This window comes from Mucilaginibacter sp. P4_D1 (genome assembly GCF_056401935.1).
The window spans coordinates 91,933-114,920 of the sequence record NZ_JBFUIJ010000019.1; the positions used below are offsets into that span (position 1 = coordinate 91,933).

Below are 22,988 nucleotides of genomic sequence, written 5' to 3' on the forward strand. Positions count from 1 at the left end.
ATTTAGAGGATGCAAAGTTTACCCAGCCATTTGTGATAACATTCCAGCTAAAAAAAGATTAGCCGGTTTTGATAATGATTTAGTAACACAGCCCAAAATTGATTTTTAATGAAAAAAAGTATTATTAAACTGCTCCTTTTAATATGCGTGCTAACTTCCAAACCTGCCTTTGGTCAGCAGGAAATTAACGAACCGTTTAAAATTGGCACAGAATCATTTATATTGAACGGGAAGCCCTTTGTTATTCGTTGTGGCGAGATGCATTACGCGCGTATACCCAGGGCGTATTGGAGGCACAGGCTAAAAATGGCGAAAGCCGTTGGCTTAAACACGGTATGCGCTTACCTGTTTTGGAACTTCCAGGAAACAGAGTCGGGGAAATTTACCTGGGAAGGGCAGGCAGATGCAGCCGAGTTTTGTAAAATAGCTCAGGAAGAGGGGTTATATGTTTTGCTGCGCCCCGGCCCATATTCATGTGCCGAATGGGAGTTTGGTGGCCTGCCCTGGTGGCTGTTAAAAAAGAAAGACATTCAATTACGCACCCGGGACGCTTACTACATGCAGCGTTGCCACCAATATTTAAAAGAAGTTGGCCGGGTGTTAAGCCCTTTGCAAATAACAAAGGGCGGGCCCATACTAATGGTACAGGTTGAAAATGAATATGGCAGCTACGGCGCGGATAAAGAATACATTTTAAAAATACGCGATTATTTAAAGGAGGCAGGCTTTACAGTTCCGTTGTTTACCTGCGATGGTACTGTTCAGCTAAAAAACGATGTTCAAAAGGATATTTTTGCCGTGGTGAATTTTGGCAATGATCCCGAAGYCGGCTTTAGGGCCTTGCGCCAGGTACAGCCAACCGGGCCGCTAATGTGTGGCGAGTATTACCCGGGCTGGTTTGACAGCTGGGGTGCGCCGCACCATACGGGCTCAAATGATCATCTCATCAAAGAAATTGGCTGGATGCTTGATCATAAGGCTTCTTTTAGCATTTATATGATACATGGCGGCACATCATTCGGCTTATGGGCAGGCGCAAACTGTCAACCTTACGCCCCCGAAACATCAAGCTATGATTATGATGCGCCTATAAGCGAAAATGGTTCTGCAACGGCAAAATACGATGAATTACGTAGTACGCTTAAAAAGTATCTTCAGCCAGGCGAGGTATTGACAAACATGCCTGCCGCGTTACCGGTACAAAAAATAAAGCCTTTTAATCTTACCATGGTAGCCCCTATAATGAGTCAATTGGGAAAACCGGTATTAAGTGATACCACGCTTTTTATGGAAGATTTGAACCAGGGTTACGGAATGATGGTTTACGAAACAACATTGCCGGCCGGCGCAAAAAAACAGCTGGATTTTACCGAGGTACATGACTATGCAGAAGTTTTTATTGATGATAAACTTATTGGTATACTAAACCGGGTAAAAAATGACCATGTTATTGAAATTCCGGCAATTACTAAGCGTACCAGGCTCAGGGTTTTTGTTGAAGCCATGGGCAGGGTTAACTACGGTTATTACTTATGCGATCGTAAGGGTCTGCAAGGCGAGGTTTATAAGGTTACAGGTGGGCAAAAGGTAATGTTAAAGGGCTGGAAACATTATTCCATTCCGTTGGGCGAAGGCAACCCGGTATATAAATATAAATCAATTAATGCCGTAGCTAAGTTGAATGAGCCCGCGTTTTACAAAGGCTACTTTAATGTAAAAAGGAAGGATGATTTTTATTTGGATATGCGCTGGTTTAAAAAAGGCGTTACCTGGATAAACGGGCATTGCCTGGGCCGTTATTGGAACATTGGGCCAACCCAAACCATGTATGTACCCGGAGTTTGGCTAAACCCGGGAAAAAATGAGGTGGTTGTATTGGATATGCACCAGCCATATGCCGCCCGCCTGCAAGGTTTGGATAAACCGATATTGGATAGCCTTACAGAAATAAAAGCTGTGAGTAGCAACCATCGTAAAGCCGGGCAACAATTTGGAAATAATTTGAATAGCCTGTTATATTCGGGCGTAATGGAAAATTCTACTAAATGGCAAACCTTTGCCTTTCCCATAAAAAGCGGTCGTTATATTGCCCTGGAAGCATTAAATAACTTTGTGGGCGACCAGTTTACCTCATTGGCCGAACTGGAATTACTGGATGAGAATGGAAAGCAAATACCCCGCGGCTTGTGGAAAGTGGTGTATGCCGATAGCGAGGAACTGAAAGGCGAAGACGGCAAATCAGAAAACGTGTTCGACCTGCAGTATACCAGCATCTGGCATACCCAATGGAAGGATAATGCCACCAAACACCCGCACCAGATTGTTATTGACCTGGGAAGTAAGACAACCATAAGTGGCATTAAAATGTTGCCCCGCCAGGATATGGAAACCGGAAGAATTAAGGACTTTAAACTTTACCTGGCCGATAAACTTTTTAATGGTTTGTTATGAAAAGTGGTTTTAAGATATAATCACAAGGCCCTTTGGGGCCTTTTTTATTTATATCACAATGTATATGTTTCTCTGCCTAAAAAACATTAAATCTTGATTCCGCTTTCCTGATTGTTTTCCATTTCCCTAACTTCACCATCAACAAAACATCAAACTTATGAAATACAATTTTTTAGGTAACACCGGCCTGTTGGTGTCCGAAATTTGCTTTGGCACCATGACTTTTGGTGGCAAAGGCTATTGGGAAGCCATAGGGCAAATAAAACAGGAGGGGGTTAATGAACTGATGAAAACCGTTGTTGAGTCGGGCATCAACTTCATCGATACGGCCAACTTATATTCCTTTGGCGAATCGGAAACATTGCTTGGCCAATCAATTATCGATCTTGGGTTAAACCGCCAGGAACTTATCATTGCTACAAAAGTACGTGGCCGGATGGGCGAGGGCCCCAATAATACCGGCCTTTCCCGTTACCATATATTTAATTCGGTTGATGATAGTTTGAAACGCTTACAGGTTGATCATATTGATGTACTGTACGTTCACGGTGTGGATTTGGCAATCCCGGTTGAAGAAATTATGCGGGCATTAAACGATGTTGTGCTTACGGGCAAAGTGCGTTACATTGCCTGTTGCAACTGGCCTGCCTGGATGGTGATGAAAGCCGCCGGTATAACCGAAAAGAATGGCTGGCATAAATTTGTAGGGCTGCAATATTTTTACTCGTTAGCGGGGCGGGATATTGAAAGAGAATTGCTGCCCGTAGCTAAAGACCAAAACCTGGCTGTGATGCCCTGGAGCCCTTTGGCAGGTGGCTTTATTTCGGGCAAGTTTACCCGCGGTAATCAAAAATCAGAAGGATCGCGCAGGGATACGTTTGATTTCCCGCCAATAAATAAGGATAAAGCTTATAATATTGTGGATGTGATAAGCGAGATAGGCAAACAGAAAAATGTATCTGCTGCCCAAATCGCCCTGGCATGGGTTCGCCTGCAAAACGGTATCACCAGCACCATTATCGGAGCCAAAAACATCGATCAGCTGAATGATAACCTGAAATCAATTGAAGTAGAATTATCTGCCGATGAACTAAAACGCATCGACGAAGTGAGCGCCCTGCCGAAAGAATATCCCGGCTGGATGGTTGAACGCCAATCGGCTGATAGGGTACCGAAATAAGTTGTACGTTTTAAGTTGTACGTTTTTGGAGCTTTTTTCAACGTATTACGTACAACTTAAAACGTATAACCATAAACCTCTACAGCCCCTTCAGCACCCCAACCAAATATTCAACCTGGTCGGCATGCACATCAAGGTGTGTTACAAAACGGATGCGGTGTTTATCGGTATCGCTGGCTTTGATGCCTTTGTCGGCCAGTTTGGCCAGTACGGCTTTGGTGGGTTCTACGGTATCAAATAGTACAATATTGGTTTCTACGGGCATTACATGAGTTACCCAGCTTAAATTAGCCAGTTCTTCGCCCAAAATACGGGCATGGGCATGGTCTATCTTCAGGCGTTCTACATGGTGGTCCAAAGCGTATATAGCTGCTGCGGCCAGGAAACCAGCCTGGCGCATGCCGCCACCCATCACTTTACGAATGCGGCGGGCGTATTTTATAGTTGCCCTATCAGCCAGTAAAACCGAGCCAACCGGAGCGCCAAGCCCCTTAGATAAGCAAACAGAAATGCCATCAAAATAAGTTCCGTAATCAACAGCCTTATCGCCGGTATGGGCAAGGGCGTTAAAAATACGGGCACCATCCAAATGGAGTTTTAAATCCCTGCCCTGGCAAAGCTGAGCTATTGGCGTAATATCATTTAAAGTATAGCAGCTGCCGCCGCCTTTGTTCACCGTGTTTTCTAACACCACCAAACTGGTGTGGGGATAATGAATATTTTCGGCATTAATTTCCGGCTCAATCATTTCGGCAGTGATAATACCGCGATAGCCATTCAGTAAACGGGTAGATACGCCGGAGTTAAAGGCAATACCGCCGCCTTCATAACGGTACACGTGGGCAGTTTGGTCGGCAATCAACTCATCCAACGGTTGGGTAAAGCATTTAATGGCTATCTGGTTGGTCATGGTACCCGATGGGCAAAAAATGCCCGCTTCCATGCCAAACATGGCGGCGGCTTTTTCTTCCAGTTGGTTTATGGTTTCATCTTCGCCAAAAACATCATCGCCAACTTTGGCACTCCACATGGCTTCCAGCATGCCGGGAGTTGGTTTGGTAACGGTGTCGCTGCGTAAATCAACAGTCATCATATTAAATATCTAAAAATTACGTTCTTTGTATTTTACACTTGTTATGCGCTCAATTTTAATCATTTTATTTTTTATGCTGTGTTTTGTATCAGCAAAATCGCAAAAATGGCAGCCTGGTGTTTTTACCGATGTAAAAGGTAACCGCACAACCGGCTTTATCCGCCTAAATCCGGGCGGCAAAGGCCCTGTCAAGGATGAAGGCTTTATTGAGTTTAAAGACGACGAAAAAACAAACCCCTATAAACTCAGCGCCAGTGATATCCGCTCGTTTGTGGCAGGCAAGGATAGCTTTGTGGTTGCCCATGCCCCGCGCAACGAAGAATGGAGCAAAGAGGAAACCGATTTTGTACAGGTAGTGCTTGACGAACCGCTTAAACTATATGCGGCCAAAGGCGCAACCGGCGGTGGTGGCGGTGTCCATTTTTCGCCGGGTGTAGCCATGGGCTACGGCAGTGGCGGTTACGGTGGCGGCCTTGGCGGCGGGGTAGGTGTTTCGCTTGGCGGCGGCGGTGGTAATGGCGGCGGTGGCAAAAGCTCAAAAACTACCTACTATTTTGGCGAAAGTACCGCCGATATGCAGCGCATAACCGATGCTAACTTTGAAGATATTATGGTAGAGATATTGGGCGATGAGGAGCAGGTGGTTGAAAGCATTAAACAGCACAAGTATAACCTCAAAAATATAGATAAGCTGCTTGACTATTACAACAAATCGGTAGCTGCACATAAAGGGCAACCTACGCAGTAAGCCCGCTAATAAGTCGTTTGAAATTACAGGCCGGTCCCAAAAAGGAGCGGCCTTTTTTATTGATCTCTTTGTTTTTCAAATAATCCATACTAAGCCCGTAGATATTATCATAATTAAAAAATTATGGCTTATCTTTTATTAAATCATTTAAAAAACTATCTTTAAGCCTTACATAATTGTAAAACATAAAAGCTGATCTTATTGAAAACAATTACCCGCAGAGATTTTCTGGGTAAGGGTGCTATGCTGGCCGGTGGGGCTTATCCCGCTATGTTGGCACTGGGCATGCTAAAACCCGCTCCCGCGCACGCCTTTAATTTGGAGGGTGATGGCAAGGGCAAACATATTATTATATTAGGGGCAGGCCTTGCCGGCATGACCTGCGCTTATGAGCTTAATAAATTAGGCTATCAATGCACCATATTGGAAGCCCGCCAGCGTACCGGTGGCCGTTGCTGGAGTATCCGCAATGGCGCAACCAACCAGGAGATTGACAAACCCGGCGTTACTGCCAAATTTGATGATGGCCTTTACTTTAACGCCGGCCCTTCGCGTATTCCGCATCATCATGAGTTAACGCTACATTACTGTAAAGAGCTGGGGGTACCCATACAGGTATACAACAACGTTAATGAAGGTGCTTATTACTTTGCCGAAGGCAAAGGTCCGCTCTCTAACAAAAAAGTCCGTGTACGCGAAATTCATAACGATATCCGCGGTTATATGACCGAAATGCTGGCCAAAAGCATCGATCATGGAGGCCTGGATAGCACGATGACCAAAGAGGATGGCGAAAAGATTATCGCCTACCTGCAAGCCGAAGGAGGCCTTGATATAGACAAACTGTACAAGGCATCAGCCAGGAGGGGGTATGCCGAATCGCCGGGGGCGGGAGATCGGCCGGGCAAAATTGCCGAGCCGCACAAACTGGCCGATATCCTGCACTCGGGGCTTATGGATCCTGATTTTTACAATGTGGCCGAATACACCTACGAACTGCAGATGACCATGTTCCAGGCTGTAGGCGGAATGGATCAGATTGCCAAAGCCCTTGAAAAAAAGGTGGCGCCATCCGTAAAAATGGGTGCCGAGGTTACTTCGATCAATAACCTGGCCGAAGGGGTAAAAATCACTTATAAAGATGCCACAGGCGTTCATGAGTTAACCGGCGATATGTGTATTTGCACGTTGCCGCTACCGGTTTTAAGCAACGTAAACAACAATTTTTCAGGTGATGTTAGCCGGGCTATCGATTATATCGGCTATATACAAACCGGTAAAATAGGTTTGCAGTTTAAACGCAGGTTTTGGGAAGAAGATGAGCATATTTATGGTGGTATTACCCACACCAACAACGATTTAACACAAATTTTTTACCCATCTTATGATTATTTAGGAAAAAAGGGTATCTTAATTGGATATTACAATTTTAACGAAAAAGCCCAGAAAATCGGCGCCTTAGGTTATGCGGATCGTGAGAAGTTTGCGCTGGAAAAAGGCAGGCTTATCCACCCCCAATATGATAAGGAATTTGAAGGGTCGTTTTCAGTTAGCTGGCACAAAACAAAGTACAATTTAGGCGGATGGGCTGTTTACAGCACCGAAACGCGCAAAACACAATACCCGGTACTATTAAAGCCCGATAAGCAGGTATACTTTGCCGGCGAACACCTAACCTATCTTAACGCATGGATGGCCGGCGCATTTGAATCGGCCCGCAGCACGGTTGCTGCCCTGCATGCCAGGGTAACCGAGGGAAGGGTAAGCTATCCGGCAGTAAAATAGGGGGGAGGGTAGAATCAAGAGTCAAGAATCAAGAGTTAAGACTTTTTGATTGCAGGACGAAAGATTATGTTGCAGCACCGATATCTGAACGAATAATTTAATAATAACGAATAAACTATAATTGGAGAAAGAGTAAAGGCAGCTTCGTCTTGACTCTTGATTCTTAACTCTTGATTCTAATTTAAAACCATGGCAAACTCACTTAACCGCAGAAACTGGATCAAGTCCAGCGCACTTATGGCCGGGGGACTGGCCTTCTTTTCGGGGACAATCAGCAAGCTGGCCGCTATGCCGGTTGCTAAAAAACTGGCCCCAATGGCTAAACGCTTTACCGATATGGATGCCATTGCAGATGCGCCACCGGTATTAAAAGCGCGCTTGCTGGCCAATGAAAATCCATTTGGCCCGTCGCCCGCAGCAAAAAAAGCAATCCAGGAAGCTATCGACCTGGGTTACCAATACCCAATGCAATCAATGGGGATGCTTTATGATAAAATTGCCAGCTACGAAGGAATTTCTTCCGGTAACATCCTGATGGAATCCGGCTCATCGCCGTTATTACTGGCTGCCGCCATCTATTACAGCAAGGGGGGAAAAAGTATCATCACCGGCGATCCATCTTATGACGACCTGCCATCGCATGCCGAAAGACTGGAAGGCAAATGGGTTAAAGTACCATTGACAGCCGACTATAAACTTGACCTGGACGCCATGGAGGCCAAAATTGACGCCAACACAGGACTGGTTTATATCTGTAACCCTAATAACCCAACGGCTACAATATTGGATACCGCCAAATTAAAAGCATTTTGCGAACGGGTATCTAAAAAAGTAACTGTTTTTGTTGATGAAGCCTACATCGATTACCTGCCCGATCCAAAAGGTTCCTCGATGATAAGTACCATGAAAGCTGGCAGCAATATTATAGTTGCCCGTACATTCTCTAAACTATATGGTTTTGCTGGCTTGCGCTGCGGGTACATCGTGGCCCAGCCAGATACTGTTAAAGCTTTATCTAATTATACAACAGGCTTCTCCCTTTCGGCTACAACCATTGCCGGCGCTATTGCCGGTTATCGCGAGGAGGCATTTTTGAAAGAAGCTTTAGAAAAAACGCTGGCATCAAAAGAGTATTTATACTCGGTGTTGAAAAAGGAAGGCTACGAATACATTCCGTCATCAGCCAATTTTGTGATGTTCCCTTTAAAAATGGACAGCAAAAAATTTGTAACCGAAATGATGAAACGCGGCGTAGGTGTACGCAGCTGGCAGTTTAACGGCAAAGAGTGGTGCCGTGTAAGCATCGGCCGCATGGACGAAATGGAAGCCTTTGCCGAGGCGTTTAAACAACTAAGTTAACAGCCCCACCCAAACCCTCTCCTAAAGGGAGAGGGCTTTAAAAATTAAATTCATCGAACTTTAATAACAATACTGACAAAATTAAAGTCTCCCCCTTCAGGGGGAGATTTAGAGGGGGCTTTATGCGTAAACTAACATTAACAATACTTTTAACCGGTTCTATTTATTTAAGCCGTGCGCAAACAACAGCGGCGGTTAATCCTCGTCCGCTTACTATGGATGAGTACAACAAAGCACAAACTTTTACCATTGCCGATCTGGATAAGGATACTTATGTAAAGTTCGAGAATGCTTATGTTCTTGACAGATACGAAAACCGGAAACCTTATTTCATCACCGGATCTGACGGACTAAAAAAACGCGTGGATATATACAGACTGGTAGCTAAAGAAGGCATGCAGGAAATTGGGCTGATGGTATTTTATACTAACGAGAAAGGTAAACTATACAAAGCGTTGGTGCCCGATTTTACCGCTGATGGTAAAGTATGGGAAAAGTACTTTTTAGATATTGATAATATTAATAAAGTAGAAACCAATTTTATCCTGAAGCTATCCTATGTGCTGTCGAAAGAGCTGAGTTTTCAGCAATATAAAGTGCTGAATGGTGGTAAGGATATGAAGGAAGAATCGGCCACTTACGGAAACGATATCTGTTTTCCTGGTGACGAAATGGTAACAATGGCCAACGGTGGCAAAAAAATGCTGAGCGCTATTAAAAGTGGCGATGAAGTAATTACAATTGACCCGGCTACCAATAAAAGTTCGGTAGTTAAGGTAAAGGAGTTAACCACCCATGAAGCAAAAAATTACGCATTAACACGCCTGGTGCTTGTTGCTGCTGATGTTAAAAATACTAAAGCAGGCCGGTTGGTAAACCTGAATACCAAAGTATTGCAGGCCACGCCAAACCATCCGATGCTTACCAAACAAGGCAACCTGAAAATGGGCGAGATTACTACCGGCCAGGAAGTGCTTTGCCTTAACGAGCAAACCGGTAAATATGAGGCCTTTACTGTACTTCAAAAAACAGAAAATGGCGGCGGTATCCAAAAAGTTTACAACATAGTAGCCGATGGCGGCAGCACCCTGCTGATGAACGGCGTTATGGTGATGCAAAAGTAAACCCCACCCAACCCTCCCCGTAGGGGAGGGTTTTAAAACTCATTCTTTAAGGAAAAACCTCTATCTTGCCGATCAAAAGCTCCCCCTTTAGGGGGCTGGGGGGAATGGCAATAAAAACCACTGTTATTACGGGCGCAACATCAGGCATCGGGAAAGAAACCGCACTTTCATTGGCCCGACAGGGACATTCACTTTACCTGTTGGTACGCAACACACAAAAAGGCGGGGAACTCAAAGCCTATTTAATTAACGAAACCGGGAACAAGGAGATTCACGTTATTAAATGCGACCTGGCCGATTTGCAAACCGTGCGCGATGCCGCAGCTGAATTATCCGGCAAGTTATTTGCTATCAATACGCTCATTAACAATGCAGGAGGTATTTTTGCCGAACGCGCGCTAAGTAAAGATGGCTTTGAATTAACTTTCACCAGTAATCACGTCGGGCATTTTTTGTTAACTAACCTGTTAATGCCACTGCTGCAAAAAGGGCAGGCGCGTATTATCAACGTTAGTTCAGAAGCGCATAAGCGCGGTACTCCGCAGTTTGATGATTTGCAATGCGAGCGCTCATACAATGCCTGGAAAGTTTATGGGATGAATAAATTGTTCAATATTTATTTTACCCAATCGCTGGCGTCAAAATTTGCAAATAAAGGTATTCTCGCTTTTTCATTGCACCCTGGTGTGGTTAATACCCATTTTTGGGATGATTTTAAAGGGCTGGGCAAACTGATGACCACCCTCATCCGTCCGTTTATGGTCAGTGCGCAGCAAGGCGCCGCAACTACCGTTTTCCTGGCAACCGCACCACGCCTTGATAAATATAACGGAGGCTATTTCAAAAAGAAAAAAATTGCCAAAACATCTGCCATCGCCACAGATACCGCTGCCCGCGACAAACTTTGGACTATCAGCGAGAAATTATGCCTTTGATGATGTGCAGATTTTAAATGTGCAGATATGCAGATTTCAGATGCAAATTTTTGAAGGAAGATTTAGATGTACAGATTTTGGGAATTAGTTAATCGCATAAAAAGTTAATTAGAGTAATGGAGTAAACCATCATTCATCATTTGCATATCTGCACATTTGAAATCTGCACATCTACCACTCTGTATCTAAAAAGTTACCAATTAATCGTTATTTTAAAAGTTGTAACATTCAAACTTAATATCTACATTAGATGACTTAAATATGACAATTATGCTGGTAAACAAAAAAATATTAGTTACCCTTGGTTTAATGTCGGTAGTGGTAGTAGGTGCCATGACATCGATGACGCCCAAAAAGGCGGATGAGCCGGGTTGGAAAAACCTGAAGGTATTGCCCAAAAACATTACTAAAGATCAACTTCACGGTGTAATGGAAGAGTGGGAGCACTCTTTGGGCGTACATTGCAACTTTTGCCACGTACGTGATGAAGCTGCAAAACAAATGGACTGGGCAAGTGATGCTAAGCCAGAGAAGAAAATGGCCCGCGATATGTTCAAGATGATGAACAAAATCAACGAAAAATATTTTGATGCCAAAAAAGATTCATTAGGCTTAACGTTAAAGTCAGGTGTCAACTGCTACAGTTGTCACCGCGGCTCGGCGCATCCCGAAGTAACATTGCCGGCCGGCCGTGGTCCGGGCGGTCCTCCTCCGGGCGCTCCGGGTGTTGGTCCGGGTGGTCCTCCTCCAGGCGGTCAGCCTGGTCCGCCACCGGCAGGTACACCTGCGCCTGATAAAAAGGAATAATTTGATAAAAAGGCCTGTGACATCAATCACAGGCTTTTATTATTTAAACAACAAGCTGAAAATAGGTACGCAATAAGTTAAAAAAGCCCTTTTTTAATACTCCTTTCAATATTCATAAAAAATTCATAAAAATTATTTATTTTAGGGCTTGTAAGTACCCCTTAATAAATAAACGATATGACAGCCGAGTTAGATGCAAAAAACGGCATTGACAACATTGTAAAAATAAAACCTTTAGCTTCGCAAAAGGATTTGCGTTGCCGTAGCTGCGGAAATGTAGGTATATCCCGTATAAAAAGAGGAGCGTTGGTTAAAACGCTGTTTTTTTGGTTGCCGCTTAAACACTATGTTTGCTATCGCTGTAGTCGTAAAAGCTACAGGCTTGATCGGTCTGGCAGGTAACCACTGAGGCGAATTGTCCGGTTAGTGTCTCTTCATACTTTTAAGTTAAACAAATAGGCTCAGTTTAAATACCGGGCACTGGTTGTTTAGTGTCGAATGAACTCAAAAGCCCCGGTTTTTAGGTATGGAAATTCTTTACCTGATATTATTTATACGCCATTTTTTTTTGTGCTTAATAAGTATTAGCAATACCTAAAAATTTCCGGCTGCTAGCCGTTAAATCAGTTACATTTGTTTTATGCAAAAAATACTGGTAGCCAACCGGGGTGAAATAGCCTTAAGGGTAATGCGGTCCGCACGCGAAATGGGCATTAAAACTGTCGCGGTTTACTCGGATGCTGATCGTGATGCATTGCATGTGCGGTATGCTGATGAAGCTGTTCATATTGGCGCTGCCCCGTCTAATCAATCTTATCTTGTTGGCGAAAAGATTATAGCGGCCTGTATAAAAACCGGCGCCGAGGGCATACACCCCGGTTACGGTTTTTTGAGCGAGAATGCAGCTTTTGCAAAACTGGTACGCCAGGCAGGCCTTATCTTGATAGGACCATCGCCCGAAGCCATGGAGATTATGGGCAATAAGCTATCGGCTAAGGCAGCGGCGCTTAAGTACAATATCCCCATGGTGCCCGGTACCGAAGAGGCAATAACCGATGTAGCCGAGGCAAAAAAACGGGCAGTTGAAGTTGGTTTTCCTATATTAATAAAGGCCGCCGCCGGTGGCGGTGGTAAAGGCATGCGTATAGTTGACGGCCCCGGTGACTTTGAAGAGCAAATGCAGTTAGCTGTATCCGAAGCTACTTCGGCCTTTGGCGATGGATCGGTATTTATTGAGCGGTATGTTTCGTCGCCAAGGCATATCGAGATCCAGGTTCTGGGCGATACTCATGGTAATATTGTGCACCTGTTTGAACGCGATTGCTCGGTACAACGCCGCCATCAAAAGGTGATTGAAGAAGCACCTTCAAAAGTGCTTACCCCGGCCATAAGGGAACAAATGGGCAAATGCGCGGTTGATGTAGCCCGATCCGTAAAGTACACAGGTGCCGGTACGGTGGAGTTTATTATGGATGACGCGCTCAATTTTTATTTCCTGGAGATGAATACCCGGCTGCAGGTTGAGCACCCGGTTACAGAACTAATTACCGGGATTGACCTGGTAAAGGAGCAAATTAACATAGCCCGCGGCTTGCCTATCAGTTTTAAACAGGAGGATTTGCAAATACGCGGCCATGCCATGGAACTAAGGGTGTATGCCGAAGACCCCGCCAATAATTTCCTGCCGGATATTGGCACCCTGCAAACTTATATAACGCCAAAGGGGCCGGGAGTAAGGGTTGATGATGGCTTTGAGCAAGGCATGGAAATCCCCATTTATTACGACCCGATGATAGCTAAACTGATAACTTATGGCAAAGACCGCGCCGAAGCCATAGAACGCATGATAAGGGCAATTGACGAATACCAGATAACCGGAATCACCACCACATTGGGCTTTGGCAAATTTGTAATGCAGCACGAGGCTTTTACATCGGGCAATTTTGACACCCATTTTGTAAAAAAATACTTTAGCCCCGAGGATTTACAAACCGGGAATGAACAGGAAGCTAAGATTGCCGCAATATTGATGGAACAATTGCTTGGCAACAAGAAAGCTATTGTGGCGGCTAATGTTATTGCCGAACCAAGTAATTGGGTAAAAAACCGGAGCAGGTTGTAGTTACAAAAGCTCGGTCAGTTCAGCAAAACTATCCACTGTAGCCACCATACCATCGGGCACAACCCCGAAACCGTAGCTTGCAAAAATGAATGGTACACCGGCTTTTGTTGCCGATGTGTAATCGCCCATGGTATCGCCTACATATACAGGTGCCTGAAGGCCATGATCGTTCACAATATCTTTAATATTATCTGCCTTGGGGTTGCCTTTGGTGCCAAAGCACTGGTGCGCCAGAAAATAAGGGTGCATGTTATTTAAATCCAGGAATACCTCAATATATCCACTTTGGCAGTTACTCACAATGTATAGCTTGTATTTTGTGCCCAGGTATTTCAGTGTCTCTTCCAGCTTGGGGTAAAGCTCGCCACCTTTTTTATGCAATATTTCCAGTTCGCTTACAGCACACAGGGCTTGCACTTCCTTACGCTGTTCATCGCTCAGGGTGGGGAATAGCTTATCAAATATGGCATCATAGGTCATGCCGGTAATTGATCTTACACGGTCAACAGTCATGTCTTTGTTCAAATAATCAACCTGGTTAATGGCGTGTTGCCAGGCCAGCGCCACGTTTGCGGTGCTATCCCAAAGGGTGCCATCCAAATCAAAAATTATACTGTCGAATTTGTTTTGTAGTGAAGTGCTCATGATGGCGGCAAAAATAGAGGTTTATTTTTCTGTGTGGCAGATGGCGCCGATTTATTTTATATTTAGATTATAAAAAGATGGTCTATTTTAAAAAAGTTACATTTAATGCAGAAGATAAAGCTATACTGGAAGCTGCGTTAGCTAAGTTTTCTGAAGAACGGCAAAGTCTGGTTGGGTTTCAACCCAAGACGGCTAATCAATTTTTTGCGAAGCAGATAGTTAAAAACAACATCAATTATACCCGTTTAATGTCGCGGTTTGATAGGTTTATGCCTAAGCTGATTTTTAATACCGTGACTAAGGAAGGCAACTGCGTTTGCCGGTTTGCTTTAAGTAACCGTTCTGCCGCTGTTTTGATACTGATTACCGGCGGTATTATTGCCAATACCATGTTGGCCGACAATAATGTTCCGCATTATGCCGCGCTGATAGTCCTCAGTTCAGCTTTAGTCATTTTTATTTTATCCATTATATTGGAGTGCCTGCAAACGCAAATGAAAATAAAAAGGGCTGTATCATCCTATAAATTGATACAACGGCTTAAACTGTTACATAAAATGTAGCTATTGTCATCCACCCCTCACAAATACCGGCGCTGTATGCTAATCCCTTACCAATTGAGTAAATTTGTTTAAATACATTAAACAAAGAAAGATTTTATATTGAATACCAACCGCCCGCCCAAAAACACCATCGACAACAAAATAACCTTAAAAGAACGTTTTGACGCGTTGCGCAACCTGCCTGCCTTTTTTAGCCTGGTATGGCAAACCAACCGCTGGATGACTGTAGTTAACGCGCTTTTGCGCATTGCCCGGTCGGCCATGCCGCTTGGCTTGCTGTATGTTGGCAAGCTTATTATTGATAAGGTAGTTACCATAAGCCACAGCCAGGTAAAAGATATGGCCCAGCTTTGGGAACTGGTGGGCATTGAGTTTGCCTTGGCGATATTAACAGATGCGCTAAGCCGCGCCATTACCCTGATGGATAGCCTGCTTGGCGATTTATTTAGCAACCATACATCTGTAAAAATTATGGCGCATGCCGCCACGCTTGATCTTGACCAGTTTGAAGATGCGGTGTTTTATGATAAGCTGGAGCGTGCACGGCAGCAAACCGTTGGCCGTACCATATTACTGTCGCAGGTAATGAGCCAGGTGCAGGATTTAATTACCATGGGCTTTTTGGCCGTGGGGCTCATGACTTTTAACCCATGGCTTATTATATTGTTGCTGATAGCGATAATCCCGGCTTTTTTAGGCGAATCGTACTTTAACGATCGAAGCTACGCCCTTACCCGCGGCCAAACGCCCGAGCGGCGCGAACTGGATTATATCCGTTACCTGGGCGCAAGCGACGAGACCGCTAAGGAGGTGAAGATTTTTGATCTTTCGGGGTTTATCATTAACCGGTTTAAGCAGCTTTCGAATAAATTTTATGCTGATAATAAACGGCTGGCCATCAACCGATCCTTATGGGGTACGTTTTTTGCCATGCTGGGCAGCCTTGGTTACTACGGGGCTTATGTGGTGATCATTGTACGCGCGGTAAAAGGCAGTGTAACTATAGGCGAATTGGCTTTTCTTGCAGGCTCGTTCAGGCAGCTAAGGACTTTGCTTGAGGGCATACTCACCCGCTTTACAGCCGTATCGCAAGGTGCTATTTACCTGCGCGATTTTTTTGAATTTTTTGAGATCGAACCTAAAATTAAACTTTCGGTAAGTGGCCTGCCATTCCCTGGAACTATACAACAGGGCTTTACTTTTGAGGATGTTGGGTTCAGGTACCTCAACTCCGACAAATGGGCCAACAGGCATCTTAGTTTTACCCTTTACCCCGGCGAAAAGCTGGCGCTGGTAGGAGAGAACGGGGCCGGCAAAACCACCCTGGTTAAATTGCTGTCCCGGTTGTATGACCCAACCGAGGGACGCATATTATTAGATGGCATCGACCTGCGAGAATATGACCTGGCCGATTTGAGGCTTAACGTAGGTATTATCTTCCAGGATTATTTGCGATACCAAATGAGCTTTGCACAAAACATTGCCGTTGGCAAAATAAGCGAACAGGATAACCGGCCACTGATAGAACACTCGGCCCGCCAAAGCCTGGCCGATGTATTGGCTGCCAAATTGCCCGGCGCGTATGACCAACAGCTGGGTAAGCGCTTTGCCGATGGCGTTGAACTGTCGGGCGGCGAATGGCAAAAGGTTGCCCTTGCCCGCGCCTACATGCGCGATGCGCAGCTGTTGATATTGGACGAGCCAACATCAGCCCTTGACGCCCGCGCAGAATTCAATGTTTTTGAACGTTTTGCCGAACTTACTAAAGGACGGTCGGCGGTACTACTCATCTCGCACAGGTTTAGCACCGTGCGGATGGCCGATAGAATACTGGTACTGGAAAAAGGCGAACTTGTTGAAATTGGCAGCCACGAAGAGCTGCTTCTGAAAGGCGGCCGCTATGCCGAGTTATTTGACTTGCAGGCGGCGGGGTATAGGTAGTTGTGAGTTGTGCGTTGTGCGTTCTGAGTTCTGAGTTCTGAGTTCTGAGTTCTGAGTAGCATTATGTTAAATGAGGCGTTAAGTGGGTATACCCAAAGAAGTGTTATTTAGAGGAACGAATGGTTACAGCTCACTCAATTTAAATGTATCCTTTACCCTGACGCCTTTTTCTGTTTGCTGCAGTGTGCAGCACTCGTTTATCGGGTCGTGCTCAAAGTAAAGCACGTAATCCTGCTCCAGGGACTCTGTAAGGAATATTTTTTTCTCTTTAAGTGTGGTGAGCGGGAACATGTCGTATGCCATTACGTAGGGCAGCGGCAGGTGGCCTACCGATGGCAGCAGATCGGCCATGTAAAGTATTTTTTTGCCTTTGTAGCTAATAAGGGGCAACATCATCGCTTCGGTATGGCCGGATACAAAACGGATATCAAAACCATCGGCAAAGTTGATCCCATCTTGTGCATCTATAAATTTCAGCTGGCCGCTTTCCTGTATAGGTAATATATTTTCTTTTAAAAAAGAGGCCTTTTCCCGGTCATTAGGGTTTATTGCCCAATCCCAATGTTTTGGGTTACTCCAGTATGTTGCGTTTCTGAAGGTGGGTAGCAGCTTTTCGCCGTTGCGCACCACTGCACCGCCTACGTGGTCAAAATGCAGGTGGGTTAAAAATACATCAGTAATATCATTGCGGTGAAAACCAAGCGCAGCAAGCGAACCATCCAGTGCAGCATCCCCGTGTAAATAATAGTGGCTTAAAAACTTTTCGTCCTGCTTATTGCCAATACCGGTATCTACCAATATTAAACGGCTGCCATCTTCAACCAACAGGCAACGCATAGCCCAGGTGCATAGGTTATTGCTATCGGCGGGGTTGGTTTTGTTCCAAATGGTTTTTGGTACCACCCCAAACATGGCGCCCCCATCTAATTTAAAAAAGCCGGTATCGATGGTGTGTAGTTTCATAGTGTAAGTCAAAATTCAAAATTCAAAAATCGATTAGCAAGATTGAAATTCAAAAATCAAAAAAGCCTTTCTGACGTAATATTAAAGAAAAAATTAAAAGGCCGACAGTTTATGACTATCGACCTTTTAACTTTTATACGCCATGCCCTAAGGACAAGCATTTTTGACTTTTGAATTTTACTTTTGACTTACAAGTGTATTACTTCGTCATAAGCGGCAGCAGCAGCTTCCATTACGGCTTCGCTCATGGTTGGGTGCGGGTGAACCGACTTGATGATTTCATGACCGGTAGCTTCCAGCTTGCGGGCTGTAACTACTTCGGCAATCATTTCGGTAACGTTTAGGCCCAGCATGTGCGCGCCCAGGAATTCGCCGTATTTGGCATCAAATATCAGTTTTACGAAACCATCTTTAGCGCCGGCAGCACTTGCCTTACCCGATGCCGAGAATGGGAATTTACCAACTTTAATTTCGTAACCTGCCTCTTTAGCTGCTTTTTCGGTATAACCTACTGATGCAACTTCGGGCGAGCAATAAGTACAACCCGGAATGTTGTTATAATCTAAAGGATGTGGGTTTTGACCGGCAATTTTTTCAACGCAAATAATACCTTCGGCAGATGCAACGTGGGCAAGGGCCTGGCCTTTTACAATATCGCCAATGGCGTAAACGCCCTCAATATTCGTTTTGTAATAATCATCAACCAATACTTTGCCACGTTCGGTTTTAACACCAACTTCTTCCAGGCCGATGCCTTCAATGTTGGTAGATATACCTACAGCTGATAAAACGATCTCGGCTTCGATAACTTCGGTACCGGTAGCCGTTTTTACGTTTACCTTGCAAAGTTCGCCTGTGCTGTCAACAGATTCCACATTTGCGCTGGTAAGGATGTTGATGCCTTGTTTTTTAAGTATGCGTTGTAAGTTTCTTGAAATTTCTTCGTCCTCGAGCGGTACAATATTATCTAAATACTCAACAACGGTAACTTTGGTGCCTATTGAGTTGTAAAAATAAGCAAACTCGATACCGATAGCGCCCGACCCTACTACAACCATTGATTTTGGCTGTTTTGGCAATATCATGGCCTGGCGGTAACCTATAACTTTAACGCCATCCTGTTTTATATTTGGTAACTCGCGGCTGCGGCCACCTGTTGCAAGAATGATGCTGGTGGCTGTAATTTGTTTAGTGCTGCCATCATTTAATTTTACTTCAATAACACCCTTTGATTTTAATTTACCAAAACCGTTTATTACTTCGATTTTGTTTTTTTTCATTAAAAACTGTACGCCTTTGCTCATGCCATCGGCTACGCCGCGGCTGCGTTTTATAACCGCGCCAAAATCAACTTCGCCTGTGCCGTTTATTTTGATACCATAATCCTGCGAGTGATTAAGGTATTCAAAAACCTGGGCGCTTTTTAATAAGGCTTTAGTTGGGATACAGCCCCAGTTAAGGCAAATGCCGCCTAATGATTCTTTTTCGATAATGGCAGTTTTTAAACCGAGCTGAGAAGCGCGGATAGCTGCTACGTAGCCACCCGGGCCCGACCCTATAACAATTAAATCGTAGTCCATATTTTTAATGATATACTTTGATAACTAAATTTTTGTTTTGAACGGATTTATAGCCGGATGTGTGATAAACGCAGGAGGCTACATTTTAAAGGCGCAAAGCTAAGTAAAAAGGGGCGAAATGAGAAAACCGAACATTTTACCAGGGCGATAAAAAATTATTTTTACAGCCTAATGTTTGTGTAGGATAAAGTAACAAAATAATTACAAATATTACATTAAATCTACCTTTTTACTATGCATTTTACGTGATTTTATGACATTATGTTGAAAAATATATAAAGATTGTTAACATAAACTTAACATTGACAATGAGGGGATTAGTTATCTTTGCTGCCAATTAACTCAAAGTATAATTAAAAAAGCAATTTATGAGGAAGCATTTACTTCTTTTATTATTATTAACCGGTTTTACATTCCTTATTAACAGGAATGCGGCTGCCCAGGGGGTTACCACCGCCAGCATTAACGGTATCGTTACCGATGCTAAAGGTGCCATCCCGGGTGCAACGGTAACTATTACACACGTGCCAACCGGTACAGTGTATGCAACCGTTAGCCGTTCAGACGGCCGGTTTAACATCCCCAATTTAAGGGTTGGCGGTCCGTACACCTTTAAAGTAAGCTTTATTGGTTACAAAACTTATCAGCAGGATAACATTACCTTGTCTATCGGCCAGGATCAAAAGCTTTCTGCCGCACTTGAGGATAATACAGCTACTTTGGGCGAAGTAAAAATAACAGCCTCGGGAAGTAAAGTAATTAACTCTTCACGTACCGGCGCCCGCGAAACTATCAGCCGCCAGCAAATTGAAAGCTTGCCTACCATTAACCGTTCATTATCTGACTTCACTAAATTGACTCCATCTGCAAACGGTTTAAGCTTTGGCGGCCGTAGCAGCGGCTACAACAACATCACTGTTGATGGTGCGTTGTTTAACAACTCATTTGGTTTATCAGGTACTTTGGGTGGCCAAACAAGCTCACAACCAATTTCGTTAGATGCGATTGACCAGATTCAGGTTGATATTGCACCTTATGACGTTCGCCAGGGTAACTTTACAGGTGCAGGTGTTAACACCGTAGTAAAATCGGGTACCAACGAATTTAAAGGTACTGTTTATGATTATATCCGCAGCACCGGCCTTACCGGTTACCATGCAGGTGTAACCGACATTGCCAAAACGCCTTTTAACTATCACCAGGATGGTTTAAGCATTGGCGGTCCAATCATCAAAAACAAATTATTCTTCTTTTTATCAGGCGAGCAGGAACGCATCAGCAATCCGGCTACTGCATACGTTGCTGCTACCCCAGGTGTAAGTGGTGCTACTGTATCACAAGCTGATGCCGCGACATTGAACGCTATTGCAGCATACCTTAATGCGCCACCATATAACTACAATCCGGGTGCTTACCAGGGCTACAGCTATACTACACACAGCGATAAGATCACCGTTAAGTTGGATTGGAATATCAATAAAAATAACACTTTAAGTGCTAAATATTTTTATTTGAAATCATACAAAGACCAACCTGCAAGTAACTCAGGTATCACAGGTATCAGCAATACTACCCGTGCGCCAGGTGTTACAACACTACCTTTCTATGGTTCAGGTTACCGTATCAACAATAACTTTAACATCGGTATTATCGAGTTGGATACCCGTATCAGCAATTCGTTCTCAAACAGGTTAACTGCAGGTTACTCTGCCCTGCGCGATTACCGTGCATCATTGGGCGGCGCTAAGATACCAATGGTTGATATCGGCAACGGCGTTTTTGATCCATCTACTGGTAAAGAAACTACCGCGTCGGCTGTTACAACCAGTTTTGGTTATGAGTTGTTTACCGCAGGTAACTTACTAAGTACAAACATTCTTCAGTTTTCTGATGATTTAACATATTACGCAGGTAAACACGAAGTTACTGTGGGTATCACAGGCCAGGCACAACGTTACACCAACGGTTTTGCGCCAAACTATAATGGCTTATATACTTACAACTCGGCTTACGATTTCCTGAATGGCTTACCGGCTACTCAGTATTCAACACGTAACTCTGCATTGCCAGATGGTTCATTCCCTTATGCTAAAATCAACGCTTCTATTTATAGCGCGTACATACAGGATAAATGGCATGTTACTGATAACTTAAGGGTAACTTACGGTTTACGTGCTGATTATGACGTATTCCCAACAACATTGCAGCAAAATGCAAATGTACCTCCTTTAACATTCCAGGGCGGTACGCATGTTGATCCATCGGTATTACCTAAAAACAGGGTGCAATTATCACCACGTTTAGGCTTTAACTACGATGTGTTTGGCGATGGTACTACACAACTACGTGGTGGTACAGGCTTGTTTGCCGGTACAGTTCCATTTGTATGGGTATCTAACCAGGCATCAAACAATGGTGTATTATTTGGTTCATATACTGTAAACAAAAGCGCTACTCCAAACGATCCACGTTTGATATTTAACCCTAATGTTGATGCTTACCGCCCGGCTGCCGGTGCTGGAGTTGCAAACACATCATACGAGTTAGATGTAGCCAACCCGAAATTGAAGTATCCTAAAATCTGGAGGTCTAACTTAGCTATCGATCAAAGATTGCCAGGTGGAATCATTGCTACAATAGAAGGTTCATATACCAAAGATGTTAACGCTATTTACCACCAAAACCTGGTACTATCTGATGGTTATTCAACATTAGCCGGTCCTGAAGGCCAAATTCGTTACGATTCAAAAAATACAACTCCTGCCGCTGCTGCTGCAACTGCTGCAAACCCAGCTATTACAGGTTTGTATTACATGACCAACACCAGTAAAGGTTATTCATACTTTGTTACTGCCCAGTTACAAAAAAGCTTCAGCAACGGTTTATATGCTAACGTAGCTTACACCCATACAGGTTCAAAAGATGTTAACGATGGTGGTTCAACCGCGTCAACTATCTGGAGCACACGTTATGTAGCAGGTAATCCAAATGCTGATAACCTTTCAAACAGTTCATATGTACAGCCAAACAGGGTAATTGCTTCATTCTCATACAAACATGAGTACTTTAAACATGCTGCAACAACCATTGGTTTAGTATTTGAGGCCGCTAACAACGGTGCCGTATCATACATTACCTCGGGCGATCCAAACGGTGATGGTGCTACCAACGATTTGATGTTTATCCCTAAAAACAAAGGTGACATTATCCTGGTGCCAAATGACGCTAAAGATTTACGTACAGCAGATCAGCTTTGGAGCCAGTTAAATAACTTCATTAACCAGGATCCATACCTGAGCAAACACAGAGGTGAATATGCTCAAAGGAACGGTGCTATATTGCCAACCTTTAAAAGAGCCGATTTACACATTGCACAGGATTTCTTTGTAACTGCGGGTAAAGTGAAAAACACTATTGAAATATCTTTAGATATCATCAACATTGGTAACTTACTTAACCGTAACTGGGGTGTATATCAAAACTCATTTACCGGTTTCAGCAATGGTTCATCAACTGTTACCAAATACATAGGTACTGTGACCAATGCAGCAGGTCAAAAACAAGCTACATATTCATTCCCGTACCTTGATGCAACTAACTTAGTGCCATTGCAATCATCATACAAAGCCGATATCAGCCAGGCTTCACGCTGGCAGGCTCAGTTAGGTTTACGTTATATATTTAACTAATAT

At 44.0% G+C, this 22,988-nt stretch carries 17 protein-coding genes; 13 read left to right on the forward strand and 4 right to left on the reverse strand.

The genetic code is table 11. The features are described 5' to 3' along the window. The first annotated feature begins 108 nt into the window (after positions 1-108). Both AC1DV1_RS17500 and AC1DV1_RS17505 read left to right on the forward strand, forming a co-directional pair. A complete protein-coding gene (locus tag AC1DV1_RS17500; RefSeq protein ID WP_477361491.1) occupies positions 109-2,451 on the forward strand; it encodes a beta-galactosidase in 2,343 nt (780 codons plus the stop codon). Between the two features lie 157 nt (positions 2,452-2,608). Continuing rightward, positions 2,609-3,631, forward strand: a complete 1,023-nt coding sequence (locus AC1DV1_RS17505; RefSeq protein WP_477361493.1) for an aldo/keto reductase — start codon at positions 2,609-2,611, stop codon at positions 3,629-3,631. A 79-nt stretch (positions 3,632-3,710) separates the two neighbouring features. Here AC1DV1_RS17505 and AC1DV1_RS17510 read toward each other — a convergent pair whose 3' ends face one another. Continuing rightward, on the reverse strand, positions 3,711-4,724 hold the full coding sequence (locus tag AC1DV1_RS17510; protein ID WP_477361495.1) for a threonine aldolase family protein: 1,014 nt from the start codon (positions 4,722-4,724) through the stop codon (positions 3,711-3,713). Between the two features lie 73 nt (positions 4,725-4,797). Between AC1DV1_RS17510 and AC1DV1_RS17515 the strand changes: the two genes are divergently transcribed. The 8 genes from AC1DV1_RS17515 to accC all read left to right on the forward strand — a co-directional run bounded on the left by AC1DV1_RS17515 (position 4,798) and on the right by accC (position 13,604). Continuing rightward, positions 4,798-5,472 carry a hypothetical protein gene (locus AC1DV1_RS17515; RefSeq protein WP_477361497.1) on the forward strand — a complete coding sequence of 225 codons (675 nt, stop codon included), beginning with the start codon at positions 4,798-4,800 and terminating at the stop codon, positions 5,470-5,472. Between the two features lie 201 nt (positions 5,473-5,673). Next, on the forward strand, positions 5,674-7,257 hold the full coding sequence (locus AC1DV1_RS17520) for a flavin monoamine oxidase family protein (protein ID WP_477361499.1): 1,584 nt from the start codon (positions 5,674-5,676) through the stop codon (positions 7,255-7,257). A gap of 189 nt (positions 7,258-7,446) precedes the next feature. Beyond that, complete coding sequence (locus AC1DV1_RS17525) at positions 7,447-8,616, forward strand: pyridoxal phosphate-dependent aminotransferase (protein ID WP_477361501.1); 1,170 nt, start codon at positions 7,447-7,449, stop codon at positions 8,614-8,616. A 122-nt stretch (positions 8,617-8,738) separates the two neighbouring features. Then, the gene (locus tag AC1DV1_RS17530; protein ID WP_477361503.1) at positions 8,739-9,740 is read left to right on the forward strand and encodes a Hint domain-containing protein; all 1,002 of its coding nucleotides are present in this window, start codon (positions 8,739-8,741) and stop codon (positions 9,738-9,740) included. Between the two features lie 104 nt (positions 9,741-9,844). Further along, complete coding sequence (locus AC1DV1_RS17535; RefSeq protein ID WP_477361505.1) at positions 9,845-10,675, forward strand: SDR family NAD(P)-dependent oxidoreductase; 831 nt, start codon at positions 9,845-9,847, stop codon at positions 10,673-10,675. A 270-nt stretch (positions 10,676-10,945) separates the two neighbouring features. Then, positions 10,946-11,482 (forward strand): c-type cytochrome, encoded by a 537-nt coding sequence (locus tag AC1DV1_RS17540; RefSeq protein ID WP_477361507.1) that lies wholly within the window; start codon positions 10,946-10,948, stop codon positions 11,480-11,482. A 177-nt stretch (positions 11,483-11,659) separates the two neighbouring features. Beyond that, on the forward strand, positions 11,660-11,884 hold the full coding sequence (locus AC1DV1_RS17545; protein WP_477361509.1) for a hypothetical protein: 225 nt from the start codon (positions 11,660-11,662) through the stop codon (positions 11,882-11,884). Between the two features lie 238 nt (positions 11,885-12,122). Beyond that, the gene (gene accC / locus AC1DV1_RS17550) at positions 12,123-13,604 is read left to right on the forward strand and encodes an acetyl-CoA carboxylase biotin carboxylase subunit (protein WP_477361511.1); all 1,482 of its coding nucleotides are present in this window, start codon (positions 12,123-12,125) and stop codon (positions 13,602-13,604) included. Here accC and AC1DV1_RS17555 read toward each other — a convergent pair whose 3' ends face one another. Then, on the reverse strand, positions 13,605-14,249 hold the full coding sequence (locus tag AC1DV1_RS17555; protein ID WP_477361513.1) for an HAD family hydrolase: 645 nt from the start codon (positions 14,247-14,249) through the stop codon (positions 13,605-13,607). Positions 14,250-14,326: 77 nt separating this feature from the next. On the opposite strand from AC1DV1_RS17555, the gene AC1DV1_RS17560 reads away from it, so the two are divergent. Continuing rightward, a complete protein-coding gene (locus AC1DV1_RS17560; RefSeq protein WP_477361515.1) occupies positions 14,327-14,812 on the forward strand; it encodes a hypothetical protein in 486 nt (161 codons plus the stop codon). Between the two features lie 99 nt (positions 14,813-14,911). Next, the gene (locus AC1DV1_RS17565) at positions 14,912-16,753 is read left to right on the forward strand and encodes an ABC transporter ATP-binding protein (RefSeq protein ID WP_477361517.1); all 1,842 of its coding nucleotides are present in this window, start codon (positions 14,912-14,914) and stop codon (positions 16,751-16,753) included. Positions 16,754-16,876: 123 nt separating this feature from the next. On the opposite strand, the gene AC1DV1_RS17570 is transcribed toward AC1DV1_RS17565, so the two are convergent. Together AC1DV1_RS17570 and lpdA are read right to left on the reverse strand one after the other, a co-directional pair. Then, entirely contained in the window at positions 16,877-17,716 is an 840-nt protein-coding gene (locus tag AC1DV1_RS17570; protein ID WP_477361519.1) for an MBL fold metallo-hydrolase, read from the reverse strand. A 188-nt stretch (positions 17,717-17,904) separates the two neighbouring features. Further along, positions 17,905-19,296, reverse strand: a complete 1,392-nt coding sequence (gene lpdA / locus AC1DV1_RS17575) for a dihydrolipoyl dehydrogenase (RefSeq protein WP_477361521.1) — start codon at positions 19,294-19,296, stop codon at positions 17,905-17,907. 368 nt (positions 19,297-19,664) lie between these two features. Here lpdA and AC1DV1_RS17580 point away from each other — a divergent pair, with 368 nt between their 5' ends. Continuing rightward, on the forward strand, positions 19,665-22,985 hold the full coding sequence (locus tag AC1DV1_RS17580; protein ID WP_477361523.1) for a TonB-dependent receptor: 3,321 nt from the start codon (positions 19,665-19,667) through the stop codon (positions 22,983-22,985). The last annotated feature ends 3 nt before the right edge of the window (positions 22,986-22,988 follow it).

Coding starts and splice junctions, on each gene's coding strand:
- AC1DV1_RS17530 (WP_477361503.1), top strand. CDS start 8,739: ATGCGTAAACTAACATTAACAATACTTTTAACCGGTTCTATTTATTTA.
- AC1DV1_RS17505 (WP_477361493.1), top strand. CDS start 2,609: ATGAAATACAATTTTTTAGGTAACACCGGCCTGTTGGTGTCCGAAATT.
- AC1DV1_RS17515 (WP_477361497.1), top strand. CDS start 4,798: ATGCTGTGTTTTGTATCAGCAAAATCGCAAAAATGGCAGCCTGGTGTT.
- AC1DV1_RS17525 (WP_477361501.1), top strand. CDS start 7,447: ATGGCAAACTCACTTAACCGCAGAAACTGGATCAAGTCCAGCGCACTT.
- AC1DV1_RS17540 (WP_477361507.1), top strand. CDS start 10,946: ATGCTGGTAAACAAAAAAATATTAGTTACCCTTGGTTTAATGTCGGTA.
- AC1DV1_RS17560 (WP_477361515.1), top strand. CDS start 14,327: ATGGTCTATTTTAAAAAAGTTACATTTAATGCAGAAGATAAAGCTATA.
- accC (WP_477361511.1), top strand. CDS start 12,123: ATGCAAAAAATACTGGTAGCCAACCGGGGTGAAATAGCCTTAAGGGTA.
- AC1DV1_RS17545 (WP_477361509.1), top strand. CDS start 11,660: ATGACAGCCGAGTTAGATGCAAAAAACGGCATTGACAACATTGTAAAA.
- AC1DV1_RS17555 (WP_477361513.1), bottom strand. CDS start 14,249: ATGAGCACTTCACTACAAAACAAATTCGACAGTATAATTTTTGATTTG.
- AC1DV1_RS17580 (WP_477361523.1), top strand. CDS start 19,665: ATGAGGAAGCATTTACTTCTTTTATTATTATTAACCGGTTTTACATTC.
- AC1DV1_RS17535 (WP_477361505.1), top strand. CDS start 9,845: ATGGCAATAAAAACCACTGTTATTACGGGCGCAACATCAGGCATCGGG.
- AC1DV1_RS17570 (WP_477361519.1), bottom strand. CDS start 17,716: ATGAAACTACACACCATCGATACCGGCTTTTTTAAATTAGATGGGGGC.
- AC1DV1_RS17510 (WP_477361495.1), bottom strand. CDS start 4,724: ATGATGACTGTTGATTTACGCAGCGACACCGTTACCAAACCAACTCCC.
- lpdA (WP_477361521.1), bottom strand. CDS start 19,296: ATGGACTACGATTTAATTGTTATAGGGTCGGGCCCGGGTGGCTACGTA.